18 protein-coding genes are annotated in these 16,606 nt (G+C 27.9%); 5 read left to right on the forward strand and 13 right to left on the reverse strand.

The features are described from left to right. Positions 1–127 precede the first annotated feature (127 nt). A complete protein-coding gene (locus tag DWZ53_RS10335) occupies positions 128–640 on the forward strand; it encodes a uroporphyrinogen-III C-methyltransferase (protein WP_118434091.1) in 513 nt (170 codons plus the stop codon). Between the two features lie 147 nt (positions 641–787). Here the strand turns inward: DWZ53_RS10335 and DWZ53_RS10340 are convergent, their stop codons facing one another. Genes DWZ53_RS10340 through sufC form a run of 8 tightly spaced genes read right to left on the reverse strand, consistent with a single transcriptional unit; the run spans position 788 to position 7,550 of the window. Beyond that, complete coding sequence (locus tag DWZ53_RS10340) at positions 788–1,594, reverse strand: hypothetical protein (protein WP_118434092.1); 807 nt, start codon at positions 1,592–1,594, stop codon at positions 788–790. Then, a complete protein-coding gene (locus DWZ53_RS10345) occupies positions 1,579–2,229 on the reverse strand; it encodes a sporulation protein YunB (protein ID WP_118434093.1) in 651 nt (216 codons plus the stop codon). The genes DWZ53_RS10340 and DWZ53_RS10345 overlap by 16 nt, the downstream gene beginning before the upstream one ends. Positions 2,230–2,283: 54 nt before the next feature. Continuing rightward, entirely contained in the window at positions 2,284–2,811 is a 528-nt protein-coding gene (locus DWZ53_RS10350) for a 5-formyltetrahydrofolate cyclo-ligase (protein WP_118434094.1), read from the reverse strand. Continuing rightward, complete coding sequence (gene sufB, locus DWZ53_RS10355) at positions 2,804–4,183, reverse strand: Fe-S cluster assembly protein SufB (protein WP_118434095.1); 1,380 nt, start codon at positions 4,181–4,183, stop codon at positions 2,804–2,806. The genes DWZ53_RS10350 and sufB overlap by 8 nt, the downstream gene beginning before the upstream one ends. Before the next feature lie 11 nt (positions 4,184–4,194). Beyond that, complete coding sequence (sufU, locus tag DWZ53_RS10360; protein ID WP_118434096.1) at positions 4,195–4,632, reverse strand: Fe-S cluster assembly sulfur transfer protein SufU; 438 nt, start codon at positions 4,630–4,632, stop codon at positions 4,195–4,197. Next, a complete protein-coding gene (locus DWZ53_RS10365) occupies positions 4,616–5,842 on the reverse strand; it encodes an aminotransferase class V-fold PLP-dependent enzyme (RefSeq protein ID WP_118434097.1) in 1,227 nt (408 codons plus the stop codon). Before DWZ53_RS10365 ends, sufU begins: the two co-directional genes overlap by 17 nt. Further along, positions 5,842–6,738, reverse strand: a complete 897-nt coding sequence (locus DWZ53_RS10370; RefSeq protein WP_118434098.1) for a SufD family Fe-S cluster assembly protein — start codon at positions 6,736–6,738, stop codon at positions 5,842–5,844. The genes DWZ53_RS10365 and DWZ53_RS10370 overlap by 1 nt, the downstream gene beginning before the upstream one ends. Further along, positions 6,738–7,550 (reverse strand): Fe-S cluster assembly ATPase SufC, encoded by an 813-nt coding sequence (sufC, locus tag DWZ53_RS10375; RefSeq protein ID WP_118434099.1) that lies wholly within the window; start codon positions 7,548–7,550, stop codon positions 6,738–6,740. Before sufC ends, DWZ53_RS10370 begins: the two co-directional genes overlap by 1 nt. Before the next feature lie 142 nt (positions 7,551–7,692). Between sufC and DWZ53_RS10380 the strand changes: the two genes are divergently transcribed. Continuing rightward, positions 7,693–8,769 carry an AI-2E family transporter gene (locus DWZ53_RS10380; RefSeq protein ID WP_118434100.1) on the forward strand — a complete coding sequence of 359 codons (1,077 nt, stop codon included), beginning with the start codon at positions 7,693–7,695 and terminating at the stop codon, positions 8,767–8,769. Positions 8,770–8,798: 29 nt separating this feature from the next. On the opposite strand, the gene DWZ53_RS11550 is transcribed toward DWZ53_RS10380, so the two are convergent. After that, positions 8,799–8,873, reverse strand: a complete 75-nt coding sequence (locus tag DWZ53_RS11550; RefSeq protein WP_369831774.1) for a YjcZ family sporulation protein — start codon at positions 8,871–8,873, stop codon at positions 8,799–8,801. 225 nt (positions 8,874–9,098) lie between these two features. Here DWZ53_RS11550 and DWZ53_RS10390 point away from each other — a divergent pair, with 225 nt between their 5' ends. From DWZ53_RS10390 to DWZ53_RS10400, 3 genes are read left to right on the forward strand one after another with little or no spacing between them, the layout of a single operon-like run. After that, positions 9,099–10,103, forward strand: coding sequence for a peptidylprolyl isomerase (locus tag DWZ53_RS10390; protein WP_118434102.1), 1,005 nt, complete (start codon positions 9,099–9,101; stop codon positions 10,101–10,103). Further along, positions 10,103–11,008: a hypothetical protein gene (locus tag DWZ53_RS10395; RefSeq protein WP_233541887.1), complete on the forward strand. Its 906-nt coding sequence runs from the start codon at positions 10,103–10,105 to the stop codon at positions 11,006–11,008. The genes DWZ53_RS10390 and DWZ53_RS10395 overlap by 1 nt, the downstream gene beginning before the upstream one ends. 50 nt (positions 11,009–11,058) lie before the next feature. Next, on the forward strand, positions 11,059–11,457 hold the full coding sequence (locus DWZ53_RS10400) for an HIT family protein (RefSeq protein ID WP_118434103.1): 399 nt from the start codon (positions 11,059–11,061) through the stop codon (positions 11,455–11,457). Positions 11,458–11,486: 29 nt separating this feature from the next. On the opposite strand, the gene DWZ53_RS10405 is transcribed toward DWZ53_RS10400, so the two are convergent. Genes DWZ53_RS10405 through DWZ53_RS10420 form a run of 4 tightly spaced genes read right to left on the reverse strand, consistent with a single transcriptional unit; the run spans position 11,487 to position 16,542 of the window. Further along, positions 11,487–12,434: a 3'-5' exoribonuclease YhaM family protein gene (locus tag DWZ53_RS10405; RefSeq protein WP_118434104.1), complete on the reverse strand. Its 948-nt coding sequence runs from the start codon at positions 12,432–12,434 to the stop codon at positions 11,487–11,489. 1 nt (position 12,435) lies between these two features. Next, on the reverse strand, positions 12,436–14,415 hold the full coding sequence (locus DWZ53_RS10410) for a RecX family transcriptional regulator (RefSeq protein ID WP_118434105.1): 1,980 nt from the start codon (positions 14,413–14,415) through the stop codon (positions 12,436–12,438). Between the two features lie 9 nt (positions 14,416–14,424). After that, the gene (locus DWZ53_RS10415) at positions 14,425–15,525 is read right to left on the reverse strand and encodes a lysylphosphatidylglycerol synthase transmembrane domain-containing protein (RefSeq protein ID WP_118434106.1); all 1,101 of its coding nucleotides are present in this window, start codon (positions 15,523–15,525) and stop codon (positions 14,425–14,427) included. Positions 15,526–15,537: 12 nt separating this feature from the next. Beyond that, entirely contained in the window at positions 15,538–16,542 is a 1,005-nt protein-coding gene (locus DWZ53_RS10420) for a glycosyltransferase family 4 protein (RefSeq protein WP_118434108.1), read from the reverse strand. Positions 16,543–16,606: the final 64 nt, after the last annotated feature.

Below are 16,606 nucleotides of genomic sequence, written 5' to 3' on the forward strand. Positions count from 1 at the left end.
CAAGCTGACTACGTGGGTTCGATTCCCATCACCCGCTCCATTTAAAATTAAACTTACTTATAGTAAGTTTTTTTATTTGTTAATATTTAATTCATAATTATATATAAAATATTGTTGAGGTGATAAAATGGCTCAAAGATTTGAATTTAATGATTACGATGAAGATATCGAAAATAATGATTATATTGATGCAGATAACGATACTGAATATCCTAATCAAAAAAAGCAAAAAACAAAGAGAAAAATTGTTAGGAAAACAAAAAAGAAAAGAAAAACAAAAGTAAAGAGAAAGAATAAAAAAAGCAAATTATCCACTATTCTTGTATTTATTATGATTATTGTGGTCATTCTTGCTGGTGCAGGAGGTGGTTATTATGTCTACCACCAAAATCAACAACAACAAAACCAAATTAATCACTTGAAAAAACAAATAGAAAAATCAGACAACAAAAAAGAAAATTATCAAGATAACTCGTCTTCTAATAGTTCTTCATCTAATCAAGAATTAGAAGAATCTAATAATCAACAAAGTCAAGATGATGAATCAACAAATTCTAATGATAATAACATTAATAATAATGACAACAATGATAACAACAGCGAAGATCAAACCGATAACTCTAACACTTCAATTGAATAAAAAGTCACTATCAAATTTGTAGCGCTTTAAAAAATATATCATTTTATATTTATTTACAGATGGAGTTCAATATGAACATTGTCTTTAAAAAACAATGATGTAAACGTAACTAGCATCACGTATTCAACTTACCTTAAGGTAAGTTTTTTATATCCAATATATTGATGGTACATCAATATATTTTTTTATATAATGGTACAATTCTATTTGGTGTTGTAATTGACAAGTCAAATATTGATAAAGATGTTGTTGATCCCAGCTGTTCATTAATATTTGACGATAATAATTTATCGGAAAAAAAGCTTTACATAAAAGTATTGCATATTGCTTTGAAACCAATATATTTTTTTGAAAATATGAATCTAATTCTTTTAATGAAATTAGATTATTTAAATATAATGTTATCAAATCCTCTCCTATCGCTGTTAATTTAAGATTGTCAGGATTCATGTATGTTTTAGAATCAAATGAACATATATTATGTTGAAAACCAACATCAATATATTCATGACAATCAAAGTAGTAATTAAGCATTTCTATGGCTAAAAAACCTAAATAATAGTAATAATAATGATATACGGTCATATTTGTATGTTGTTTATTTATGCTTGAAAAGCAGTTTTTTACATCTTCTAGCAATTTAATCCAACTTTGTTTTATTCCAGATACGCTTACTGATTTAACAATCTTAAAAGAACTATAATAATACATATCTAAACTTACATAGTTCTCTATATATTTATAAAGAATATGATCTTGAGATACATATTGATGATAAATATTTTCAACAATTCTAAACTCTGGCTGTTTTGTAATCATTAAATATAAATTATAGTTTTTGCAAATATAAATATTATTTGATAAATAATAATTTTCCCCTTTGTAAGTAAAAAACATTTTATCTTTTAACGGAATATGATAATATGCTTGCAATATATTTACTGATGATACCACGATGGTACTTCCCCCTCAATAATCTCAAACACGAATGGGACAACAAAATCCTCTTGATAAGATTGCCTATAAAATGGCGCAATAATCATAAGTTTTATTTTCATTTGTAAGTCTATCGATATAGCAATATGATTAATTCCATAATTTTTTAAACTTTTATTAATATTAGAAGAAACAATGGATAATCCTTGATATCTTATTTTAATTTTTGGACCAACATCCACTAAAAATATATTATTGAAAAACATCCCAATAGGTATCTTTATAACAATCCCTTCTTTAGCAAACTTTTTTAATCTTTGATTATAAATAGTATTTTGAATTGATTTATACTTTCCATCCTCTATTGCCTGCATTGTTGTTTCTATTCTATTGACATATTTTCCTGTTATATTATTTATATAGACCATATTAAATCCCATTGATACGATTTTTCCTTCTTTATATTTTATATTAACTACTTTTTTATAATCTGTTTTATTCAAAAAGGAAACATGATTTATTATTAGCTGTAAGTATTGTTTTATTTCTTTTTCAGCTTGTTTTTTTATTATGGGTTGTACCTGAAACGAAAATAATTGAAATATTATTAATGACAAAACGATAACAGGAATAAGATATATTTTTTTATTCATGTCATCACCTCTATAAATATATGTTAAAAAAAAAGAAGTAGACTATATCATAGTTTACTTCTTATCATTAATAATCATATCTAAGGGTAAATCATGACTTTCAACTTCTAGATGTTTTACTTGTTGAAAATCAAAAGCAATACCTATTGTTGTTCCTTGATAATTCTTTAAAAAGCGATCATAAAAACCCCCACCGTAACCTAAACGATTGTTATTTAAATCATATGCAACAAGCGGAACAATCAATAAGTCAGGATTATTATTTATTTGGTTACCTGTTGGTTCTAATATGCCATAACGATTTTCTTTTAAATCTTTATAAGACTGAAAAGCAACAAAATCCATCATTTTACCTTGAATACGCGGCACATAAATATCTTTCGATGATACAATCTGATTTATCAATTTAAATGTATCAACTTCATTTTTATAAGATAAATATATGCCAATAGACTGAGCATTTTTGAATATATCTAATTGATTTATCTTTTGATGAATAATAGATGATTTAAATGAAAATTGTTCTTGTGAAAGAGATAATCTTTTTTGTATCATCTCTTTTCTTAATGTTTTTTTATCCAATTCCTTTTTCTCCAAAATCCATTTTAATCAATTGGTTTAATTCAACAGCATACTCCATTGGTAATTCTCTAGAGAATGGTTCAATAAATCCCATAACAATCATTTCTGTTGCCTCTTGTTTTGTAAGACCTCTAGACATCAAATAAAATAATTGTTCATCTGAAATCTTAGAAACTGTTGCTTCATGTTCAATTAAAGAATCATTATTTCTAGCACAGTTAGTAGGAACCGTATCACTTGTTGAAATTTGATCAAGAATGAGTGTGTCGCATTCTACTTTGCTTTTTGCTCCTACTGCTTTAGGCATATGTTGTACTAAACCTCTATAGTTAGTTTTACCGCCATTTTTAGAAATAGATTTAGAAACAATGGTACTTGATGTATTTGGTGCCAAGTGAATCATTTTTGCTCCTGAATCCATGATTTGATTTTCGCCAGCAACAGCAATTGTAATACATGAACCCTTAGCCCCTTCTTCCATTAACATACAAGTAGGATATTTCATTGTCACTGCTGAACCTATGTTTCCATCAACCCATTCCATTTGCCCATTTTTAAATACTTTAGCACGTTGTGTAACGAGATTTAAAATATTAGTGCTCCAGTTTTGAATTGTAGTATAGCGGCATTTCGCACCTTCTAAAACAACAATTTCAACAACACCAGTATGTAATGAGTCCTTTGAATAATTTGGTGCAGTACATCCTTCAACGTAATGAATATCCGATCCTTTATCGACTATAATCAGTGTTCTTTCAAATTGTCCCATTTGTTCAGAATTAATTCTAAAATAAGATTGTAGTGGCTTCTCTAATTTAACACCTGGTGGTACATAAATGAAAGAACCTCCTGACCAAACAGCCCCATTTAAAGCAGAAAATTTGTTATCTGAATAAGGAATAACAGTATCAAAATATTTTTTAAATATTTCAGGATATTCTCTTAATCCACTATCAATATCTAAAAAGATAACCCCTTTTTCTTGTACTTCTTTTAACATATTATGGTAAACAACTTCTGATTCATATTGAGTTGTTACACCTGATAAATATTTTTGTTCAGCTTCTGGAATTCCTAACTTATTAAACGTATTTTTAATTGTTTCCGGAACTTCTTCCCACTGATTAGTTTGCTTATCTGATGGTCTAATATAATAAGTATATTCATCAAAATCTATACGACTTAAATCAACACCCCATGTAGGCATTGGTTTGTTCAAGAAACAATCTAAAGCCTTTAATCGATATTCTAACATCCATTCAGGTTCACCCTTAATTTTGGATATTTCTCTAACAATATCCGCATTCAACCCTTTAGGTGTCTTAAATACAGATACATCTTGATTGGGAATGTTTGTTTCAATTTCTGACATATTTTCCCTCCTTATTTCTTTTCACTTTCATCAATTAATTTTGTAATACCCATCCATCCTAAAGTAGCACATTTAATTCTATTTGCTTGTTTATGAGTATTCATAAATGCTATAGCTTCCTCTAAAACATCAGGATCATAATCTTTTTCATAAATCATATTATTATAATTTTTAATGATTTCTCTAGCTTCATCGATTGTTTTTCCAATCAATAATTCTGTCATAATAGATGTACTCGCTGTACAAATAGCACATGCTTCTCCATCAAAGCGAATATCTTCTATTTTACCATTTTTTATTTTTGCCTGAACATCTATATTGTCAATACATGTTTCACTATCCATATTAATTGTTTGATATTCATTGTCATTGACTAACTCATGATTTCGTGGATTTTCATAATGATCCATAATAATTTGTCTTAACATCATATTATCCAAAGAAGGCATCTAAAAAGTCATCTCCTCTCTTACATACATCTATAAAAGCATCAATTTCTTGATAAGTATTATAAAAATAAAATGATACTCTCAATGTTTGACTTACATTTAAATACTCTCCTAAAATTTTAGCACAGTGTTGACCTGCCCTTACAGCAATACCGTAAGTATTAAATAGACTCGCAGCATCTTGACTAAATACACCCTTAATATTAAAAGCAATAGGACCTGAAGCATCCGGATTATATAATTCAATGTTATCTAATTCTTTCATTTTATTAATAGCATATCTTCTCAATTCCTGTTCATATTCATGAATATTTTGCATTCCAATTGATTGAATATACTCTATAGCAGCGCCCATACCGATAACACCTTCTATATTGGCGGTACCGGTTTCAAACTTAGTTGGTGCATTTTTTAATTTGACAATCCCATTGCTTTTATAACGAGCATTACTATCACCACCAAAGCGTGTAGGTCTCATTTCCTCAAGTAATTCATATTTACCATATAAAACTCCTACACCTGTTGGGCCACATAATTTATGAGCAGAAAAAGCTAAAAAATCAAGATCTAAATTTTGGACATCAATTGGCATATGTGGCACACTTTGTGCCCCATCAACAACAACAATAATTCCTTTTTGGTGAGCATACTCACATATTTCTTTTATTGGTGCAATTTGTCCTAATACATTAGTAATTTGGGCAATTGATATGATTTTAGTTTGATCTGTAATAGCTTTTTTTACATTATCTAAAGTAACTTTACCTTGGTCTTCTAAATCAATATATTTAATAATACACCCTGTTTCTTTAGCCACTTCAAACCAAGGCAAAGTATTACTAGCATGCTCTGCCAATGTAAGTAATACTTCGTCTCCTTCATGAAGATGTGTCATTCCATAACCAAAAGCAACTAAATTTAAGCTATCAGAACTTCCATAAGTATAAACAACTTCTTCTTTTTTACAATTAATAAAATTTGCTACAATATCTCTTACATGCTCATATTTTGAATCCACTTCGTGTGACAAATCATAATCACCACGATGAGCATTTCCCGAATAATTTGTTAAATAATCACAAACACTATCTATCACCTTTTGTGGTTTTAATGTTGTTGCTCCATTATCTAAATAAATGAGAGTTTTTCCATGCATTGTTTTACCATTAAGCATTGGAAAGTCTTCTCTTATTTTTTTTACATCTATCATTAAAGACCCACCTTTTCTTTCAATACTTCATTAAATCTATCTTTTAGAGAATCTACATGAATAAAATTTAAAACTGGTAAAAAATATCCATATGTAACAAGATGCATCGCATCTTGCTTAGTCAATCCTCTCGATTGAAGATAGTATAAATGATCTTCATCAATTTTTCCTACACTCGCACCATGACTTGCTTTTACATCATATTCATCTATATATAAATATGGATTAGCCTCAGCTATGCATCCATCATCAAAAACAATAATTTTATTAGTTTGATGCGTATCAGACTGATAGTTACCTTTTTCTATTTTTCCTATACCATCAATAATTAAACTTGAATGTGATTTAACAACACCATAATTATCCATATCGCCATATGTATTTGGTGCATGATGACATAGAGATATTTGATATTCTTTCTTTTTTTCATTGCTAGCCAAGGAAGCTAAACGAACTAATGCTCTTGCTCCTGGTTTATTTAAATCATATTTCATTTTTGATTTTGTTGAATAATTTGATAATTCAACATAAGCACAATCAATTGATGCATCCTGTCCAACTTGAACATGATCATGAAGAATGTATTGTCCATCAAGACAATCATTTTCAACATAACGTGTTACATGACTATTTTGTTCAATATTTATTTCTTTTTGATATTGTGATTGATTTTGTAACTGATATATTTCAATCAAATCTACATTAATATTTTTTTTGATATCAATGAAAACATTAAATAACTGGCATTCATTAGATGTATAAATAATTTGTAACTGAGTTGAATCATAAATAATAATATTGTTTTCATTTATTTCAATATGGTCTTGAATTTGTTGAGTTTGAATATTTCCATTATGAATGACCAAATAATTTCTTACTTCTTTTAGTTTTTCCATTATTCAGCTTTTACTTTATGTCCACAGCTTCCTAATACAATTGGCTGCTTATTTTCTCCTTCATTAATTTCATAACCTAATTCTTTGACCCATTCATAACCTTCTTGATCAATTTTATCAATCAATTCTCTACCACCACTTAAAACAATTTTACCATCTACCAATACATGAACATGTGTTGGTGGCACTAATTCAAATAATCTTTCGTAGTGTGAAACCATTACACAACCAAAAGTATCAGATTTCATATCATTAATGGCTTTAGCCACAATTTTCAATGCATCTACATCTAAACCAGAATCAATCTCATCTAATAATGCAAATTTAGGTTGCAATAATTTCATTTGTAATATTTCATTACGCTTTTTTTCGCCTCCAGAAAATCCTTCATTTAAATAACGATGTGCAAGATTTTCGTTCATTTTTAAATCTTCGATATTTTTATCTAATTCCTTGATAAATTTAAATAATGAAACAGGCTTTTCTTGGTGTGCATTCATTGCTGCACGTAAAAAATCAGAAGTAATGACACCTGGAATTTCTTGAGGATATTGCATTCCTAAAAAGATTCCTGCTCTACTTCTTTCATCAACGCTCATAGACAATACATCTTGACCATCTAGAGTCATTTTACCTTGTGTTACTTTATATTTTGGATGCCCCATAATCGTAGATAGTAAAGTAGATTTACCATTACCATTTGGTCCCATCAATGCATGTATTTCACCAGTATTTATTTCTAAATCTATTCCTTTTACAATTTCACGATCTTCAATACTGACATGTAAATTTTCTATTTTTAAAGTCGACATAACCAGACCCCTTTCTACCATGATTATTTTACTAAAATGGTTATTAAAAAACAATGAATGTGATAATAATCTTTTGCTTAGATTTAACAATTTATATTATGGACAAAATATGGTATATTAATATATATAATGAGGTGATTTAATGAAATTTTTAAAAAAATTATTTAATACTATATCTTCTAAGCAAATTACTCAAACATTACTTAATTTATTGATTTTGCTTGCTATCATGTTGATACTTGACACAACTAAAGATGTATGGGGAAATGCACTATCCGTCATCTGGGCTGTAATTAAACCATTTTTTATTGCCTTTGTTATAGCATTTGTAGTGAATCCACTCATCAATTGGATTCAAAAATATGTTAAAAATAGAGGTTTAGCTGTTGGTTTTGTCTATGTAGGCGGCTTAGCTTGTATAGTTTTACTTATCTCTTTAGCAGTACCAATGATCTATAATAGTTTGCTTGAAATGTATCCATCTTTTGAAAGTGGATTAAAAGATATTTCTCATTTTATCAAAGTTAATTTTAATTATGATGTATCTTCGATGATTGTTTATATTGAAACAATGGCATCAGACATGCTTAAAGAAACAACTTTTATCAATACGACCTTTGATTTTTTAAATCAAGCATTGATTAACATTACTAACTATTTGATTTATTTGATTTTGGCTATCTATATGTCTTCTACATATGATAACATAAAAAAATCTATTAAATCATTAGCTAAAAAGTTTGAACCATCTCTACCAACATATATATCAGAAGTAAACATTTCTCTAATTAATTATGTTAAAGCCTTTGCTATAGGGGCTGTTGCTCAAGGAATTACAACTTCAATTATGTATTTAATTATTGGACATCAAAATTGGTTGCTTCTTGGTATTTTTTCAGCAATCAGTTCAATCATTCCTTATGTTGGTCCTATATGTGCCAATGTTTTAGGAATCATTACATCATTAGTATTAGGGCCAACAAAACTAGCATTTTTACTTATTTTAATTTTTATTCAATCAACAATTATGTCTTATGTAATTCAACCTAAAATCTATTCTTCACAAATTGATTTGTCAATTATGTGGGTACTATTTGGAATCTTGTCAGGATCTACAATATTTGGAGTATGGGGTATGATTATAGCTATGCCGCTTTTAGTAACAATTAAAATAATCTATCGTATTTATATGCAACATCATCAAATCATTATCGATTAAAAGCACACTTTCATAAAAGTGTGCTTTTTTTAAAATAAGTTACAGATGATAACAAGCAAAATAAATAACACTAAAATTAAAGTGAATGATTCTTCATGTTTCATTATGACCCCTCCTATCTTAAGCAATAAATCATAATAATAACAAGTAAAATAAATAGGACATAAATATTTGTTTTATTTTCTTTACATTCTTGCATTTTTATCCTCCTTATACTTATCTACTATAAATTATGTTAATGGTATCGTTAACTGTGTGTTTTTGCCTATTTTATTGAAATTATCAAGGATTAATAGTATAATTTAGCCGTTATATTAAGGAGGAAAAGTATGAATTTAAAAAAATACACAGCTGCTTTATTAATAAGTAGTTGCCTTTTAACAGGATGTAGTCAATCGCATACTGTCAAAAAAGACGGTAAGTATGTTGTTGCATCTTTAGAAAAAGGAAATAAAGAAAAAAATATTTTAGCTGATGATTTATATAAATCAATTCTAAATTCAAGTAATGGTAAAACTGCTGCATATAATGCCGTTTTACAAAATATTATTGATAAAAAATTCCCTGTCAATGATGAAATGAAAACAGATGCTGATACGATTGTTCAACAAGTTAAAACTTATTATAAGAATCAATATGGATCAGATTCATACAAATCACAACTTAAACAAGTCTTACAAAACGCCGGTTATACAAACATGAGTGATTATCGACAAAAAATGATTAAACAAATCCAATACGCTAATTATTTATTAAGTTATGTAAATAAACACTATGACTCAGTTTTTGAAGATTATTATAATCAATGTTCTCCACGTTATGTAAGTATTATTAAAGTATCTATGTCTGATGTAAGTAATCCAACAGATACTGAAATAAAAAAACTAAATGAAGTTAAAGAATTATTAAATAATACAGATAAAAGTTTTGGTGCTATTGCACAAAGCTACTCTGATGATGATTCAACAAAATCAAAAAAAGGTGCTGTAGGCATTGTTGATAGCAAAGATACTTCAAGTTTAACAAATACTTATGGAAATGATGTTGTTGAAAAAGCACAATCATTAAAAGCAGGTGAGATATCTGATGCTATTGCGGGATCTGACGGTTATTATTTTGTAAAAGTGACAAGTACAGATGAAAAGAAATTAAAAAAAGAATTAAAGGATACCGATATCGATTCACCATTACTTGCCTATGATGATTATTTACAATATATTGTCTTCAATTCTTATAAAGTGACTTATAAAGATAAGTCGATTAAGAAAAATGTTGAGTCAGTTGTTAATGAAGCACTTAAACAACGCCAACAAGAAAGAGGAGAAAATAAATAATGAAAAATATATTATCTCAGTTATCTAAGCACAAAAAAGCAACAGCCATTATATGTGTCATTGTGATCATATTATGTATAACAGGTATCTATTTTACCACTCGCTCTTCTTCTAAATACAGCACAAGCGTATCTAATGGTAATTCAACTGCAATTAAAGCAAATGATATTACGATTACGAAAGATGACATCTACTATTATTTATTAGAGAATTATGGTTCTAATCAAGTTATTAACGATGCATTAAATTATATTTGTGATAAAGAAATTACTGATCAAAAAGCAATTGATAAAAAAGTCAATGAAACAAAAGAATCATATGAATCATATTCTAAACAATCATTAGCAGATTATATTAAATCTATCGGTTACACTGGAACTGAAGAGCAATATATCAAAGAAATGATTGAACCCGATGCAAAGCAACAATTATTAAAAGAAAAATATGTTGAAGCAAACTTCAATAAATTAGTAAAACAATATAAAGTAAAATATCTTAAAATTATAACTGTTGATACTGAATCCCAAGCCTTAAAATTGATTAAATCTTGCACTAATGAAGACAATTTTAATCAAATTATGTCAGATAATAATGGAAGTGATGCTGGTTTAGTCACTACAAAAAGCAGTACAATTGATAAAAATATTATAAAAAAATTAGATAGTTTTACTAAAGATGGTATTTATAAAAAAGCAATTAAAACATCTGATTCAAAATATGCAATAATTTGGACATATAATACCAATAAAAAAGAAAAAAAATCTGAAATTAAAGAAGCATTAACAAATATATCTGATTTATCAACTAAAGCCAACGCTTATTATTTTAAAAAATATAATTTTGATGTATATGAAACTCAATTAAAAGACGAAATAAAAAAAGAATCTAAAGATTATTTTGGATAAGGTATGACCTTATCCTTTCTTTATGTTAAAATGATATAGGAGGTTTTATTATGGAAAATTGTATATTTTGCAAAATAATTAATAAAGAAATTCCTGGTAAAGTCGTTTATGAAGATGACATTTGTCTTGCTTTTTTAGATTTATCTCAAGCAACATATGGTCATACATTAGTTATTCCTAAAAAACATTATGATAATATTTTAACGGTGGACGATGAAACTTTAGCTCATTTATTTAAAATTGTAAAAAAATTATCAAAACAAATCATGGAGAAATTAGGTGCAGATGGCTTAAATGTGCTAACAAATACAAACGAAGTAGCAGGACAAACTGTTCATCATTTTCATATTCATATTTTACCAAGATATAACAAAAATGAATTAAAAATCAATTTTATTGATCACAGTCAAGATGTTGATTTAGATGAATTACTTAATAAAATAAAATAAAAATATGTTCTCTTATGGAGAACATATTTTTATTTATACATCTTTGGTTTATAAAATGCTCTATTTTCTAGAGAGAAGACTCTCTTTGTAAACTGCCCGTTATCAACAGTTTCTAGCGCTTTATTCAACATAGCCATTCTAGCATCAATATTGTCTATTAAATATAATATCTCTGCCTCTTTTATTTGTGGTAAAACCGGTGATCCAAATTCATTTTTACCATGATGAGCTAAGATCATATGTTGTAATAATGTAACTTCTTCACCTTCTATATGCATTTGATCTGCTTTTTCTTTAATCATAGCATTACTAATAGAAATATGTCCCAGTAATTTTCCTTGTAATGTATATTCTGGAACAGCAGGTCCACTTAATTCAACAATTTTTCCTAAATCATGTAAAATAATACCTGAATATAGTAAATCTTTATTTAAAGTAGGATATAAATGACAAAATGATTCTGCCACTCTTAACATTCCCCATGTATGATGTGCCAATCCAGAAACATATTCATGATGATTTTTGCTTGCAGCAGGATAATATGATAACTTTTCAAAATTTTCTTCAAATAAAGCTTTAACAAGTTGATTCAATTTTAGATTATCAATTTGATCAACATAATTTCTAATATCATGCATCATTTTACTGGAATCTACCGGTGCCTGCTTTAAGTATTTAATTTTATCTTTTTCATCATTTGAAGCAACTACAATTTTAATAATTTTCATTTGTCGATCATCGTTATATTTAATCACATCACCCTTTACTTGAACAATTGTTCCCACAGTTAATGTTTCAACTTGTAGCTCAGTAGCATTCCATAATTTTGCATCAATCGTCCCACTGTCATCTTGTAGTACTATTGATAAATAAGTCGAACGATTTGCACCATTTGTCTTACCAGTCACAACATGATTAATTAATGCTTCAATTACAACAGAATCATTACCTGGTTTTAAATCACAAATTTTATTCATTTTAAAACTCCTCTTTTTCTATCAATTTTTTTATATCGTCATAGTTATATCCTTTTCTAAGCAAAGAATCAACGAGTTTGTTTTTAAACTGTGAACCTGAGTATTTTTTAGAATATTTATTAAATAATTTCTGAAAATCTTTATTTAATAACTCTTTTTCTTTTTGATTATCATATTCAAAATCATAATCACTCATGGCCTTTTCAATTGTCTCATTAGTAAACCCCTTTAAAAATAATTTTTCTCTTATCTTTTTTATTACATTTTTGTGAGAGAAACTATTATTTCTATGATAGTAAGTTTCAATTAATGATATAGCAGCTTCATATTCCTCATCAGTATCTATTTCTTCTAAACACTGGTCGATAAGAACATTATCAATTTGGTAACTACGTAAATTATATATAGCTTTATTTAAACCAATTCCTATACGCATACATCTTTGTAAATAGTTCATCGCAAATAATTTATCATTAATTAAGTTTTTTTCTTTTAATAACTCTAATGTAGCATCTAATTGTGTATCATCAAAATCTCCATTATTCATTAACTTGGTTTTCATTTGATAATATGTATAGTCTTTTAAGGTAAGATACTTTAAAGCTTTATTATATGCTCGACTTACCTGTTCTAAATCTTTCAAAGAATCGAACAATTCTCTATCAATAACTTGTCCTACTTTTAAATCATATTGTTCTATAATCTGATCAGCCAGTTCTAATGAAATATTACTTCCATCAATTGAAAAGACAAGCTCATTTTTATGATGACGTAATGGAATAATAGATTTAAGAGTATAACTATAGTGTTTATTTACTATCCCGTTTTTATATACTTCTAATACTTTTTTAGCAAAAGTCTCTCCACTGTACTTTTTGGCTGTCTCTAAGGCGGTTTTTTTCATAGACGATAAATCAATCGACATCATTTTTAAAATAAGCTCAGGCAGCTCATTTTCCTCTTTAAAAAAGTATCCATTGTGTCCACTTTCTACGACATCTTTAAGTTGATCATCATATCTTGCTATTACTGGAATTCCACTAGCCATTGCTTCAATATAAGTTAACCCTTGTGTTTCAGATAAAGAAGCCGATATAAAAACATCAGAAATATGATAATGTGCAGGAACTAACTGCCCACTTTGTGGTCCTGTAAAAATAATATATTGACTAATATCATCATCACGAACCAACTCTTTTAATTCTTCTAATTGTGGTCCTCCTCCAACGATTAAGCATTTAATATTTTTATTTACCTTAACCACTTCTTTTAATGCATTTATAATGACATCTATACTTTTCTCTTGAGCAATTCGACCTAGGAAAGTTAATACAAAATGATTTTCAATATTATATTCCTTTTTTAACTTTAAAATAAGTTGTTCATTTTTATTAGCGGGATCAAAACGATCAAGTTCTAATCCTGTAGGAATAATATTAATGTGATTTTGTGTAATTCCATAGTGTTCTAAAGCATCTTTAGTTTTTAAAGAAGGAACTATTAGTTCCTGACATTTATTACTATATAGTTGACTGATTTTTGTAATCACTTTTTTTAATACTGTATCAACTGTCTCAGAATTTATTGGATTGACATAATGAGAGTAATCTTCCCACATTGTATGATAAGTATATACTACAGGAACATTTAAAGTTTCTCCTGCAATTCTCCCAAAAATACCAATTCCAAACTCCGTTTGTACATGAATGACTTCAGGAGCAAATCTTTTAATTTCTCGCATCCCTTTAAAAGAATATATATTACAAGCACGATATCCATATAAAGCTTGTATCTCCAATCCAGGAACCCTTAAAACTTGATCATCAAATCGATCATGATAATCACTATCACTTGGAAGTTCACTCGTGACAACCAAAACATCATGTCCAAGTTTAATTAACTCATTGCGCAAAATATTTGTTGACGTTGCTACACCATTAATATCAGGAATATATGTGTCAGAAAATAACGCTATTTTCATAGATACCTCCTATTTTTTTATATCTTGAAGTTGGATTTCATCAATTTCTTCTACAATAACTTCATCATTACTAGTAGCTATTTTTGATTTAGTAGTGTGAATTTCTTTACTGATCATAACAGTAATACCTCCCACAATTAAACCCATATAATATGTTATAAATCTCCAAACTAATAAAGTTGCAGATGTTCCACCTTTTAAAAAGCCATGAAGTAAAAAATAAAATGTACCCTCACTTCCACCACTTGCTCCAGGTAAAGGAACAAAATCAGAAATCATATATATAAAAGATGTTATTCCTATAAAATCAAAGAAATACGACCAATTTAAGGCTGTTCCCATCGCTTTAGCTGTTAAAAAAGGCATACTATAAAGTAAAGTAAGTCTCAAGACATTTAATAAAATTGATTTAATTAATACTTCTCGATTTTTTTGAAGTAATGTTAATTCATCTCTAAAAGACGATAATTGCCTTTCTATTTTGATACGTTTGTCTTCATAATTTCTAACAATATGCACTTTTGCAAGTAACTTTAAAATATTGTTACAAACAAAATTTTGCAATCTTCTAGATTTTGCTCCTAAAAACAAACTACTAATAACAGCAAAATTAATTAAAAAGCCTATTATAGCCAAAGAAAAAAACTTAGAATAAATAGAACTATAATATGTGTATCTAAAAAGCATAATTATAGAAGTATAAACAACCAATACACTTTGATATACAATAAACAACATTAATAAAATACTGGAAGAAAAAGTTGCCGAGATACCTTGTTTATTAAAAACATATACCTGATAAAATTGTCCACCTGTTGACATAGGAGTAATTCCACTAAAAAACACACCAGATAAAGAATTAGTAATTCCTTGCTTTATCGTATAATCTTTTTTATACACCCTGGCAAAGACAACCAAGCCCAATGCATTGACTAAATAATAAATAAACATAACAATAATACAAATAACTATCCATAAATAATTAGCATGTGTTAAATAATGAATTGTTGACTGAAGTTGACTGCCTATTGAAAAATATATTGATAAACCTCCAACCAGTAAAATAATTAAAATGTTTAGAAAATACTTCTTTTTGCTTTTTTTATCCATAAGATAAACCTCCTATTGGTTTAATACTTCTTCATAAATCATTTTTAATTGTTTACCTATATTCATTAATTCACGTTCTTGTGCCACTTTATAACCTTCTTCAATAGTAGAAGGAAGCTGTTTATTTATTATCATTTGAATAAGCTGAATAAAATCATCATTTGTCTTTCCCTTATAGCAATTCAAACGATCAATAAGCCATGGATCAAACGCTGGAATATCACGTACTAGCATTTGCGCTTTACATGCTAACGCTTCTAAAACAACTATTCCTTCTGTTTCTTCTCTTGATGGAAAGAAAAACAAATCACAACGTCCGTATGCTCCATTAATTACATCACCTGCAACATAGCCAGGCAAGATAACATTGTCTGGCAAATTTTTTAAAATTTTCTTTATTTTAGCAGTTGGATTAGATAACTTAATATCTCCAAACCAAAAGAATTTGTATTCTGGTAACGAATAAGCTACTTCCACAAAAGTATCAAACCCTTTTCTTTCAAATAACCAACCAACCGAAATAATAACTTTATCATTTTCGTCTATATGATACTTCTTGCAAAATGATTCTATTTGTTCTTGTGTTGGATTAAATTTATCCAAATCAACACCATTTGAAATAGCATGAATAGGTGTATTTAATCCGTATGCTTCTAAAAGATTTTTAGAATAAGGAGTAGGTGTAATAATTTCATCAGCTTCCTTGTATAAATACACAAGCCATTTCTTAAAAATTCCTGCTAGAGTATTCGAAAACATAAATGAATTTCTAAAATCCTCTTCTGTACTATGCGCATGATAAATTACTTTTTTATTATTATCCCTTGCCTGTTTAATCATTTTAATACTGTCAGGCCAAATAGTATTAATATGCAATATATCATAATCTAAATCTTCTTTATCAACAGTATATTCTATATTGTTCAAAGACAATGCTTTTTTTTGATGAACAAAAGCACGACCTATACCCGATTTCTTTATAGCATTTTCTTGCCCAAAATATAATTTAATTTTCACAATAATCACCATATCTATTCTACTATAATTTATATCAAATTAAAAGTAATTGTAATAGTTATGA

The organism is Coprobacillus sp. AF33-1AC, assembly GCF_003475785.1.
GTDB lineage: Bacteria > Bacillota_I > Bacilli_A > Erysipelotrichales > Coprobacillaceae > Faecalibacillus.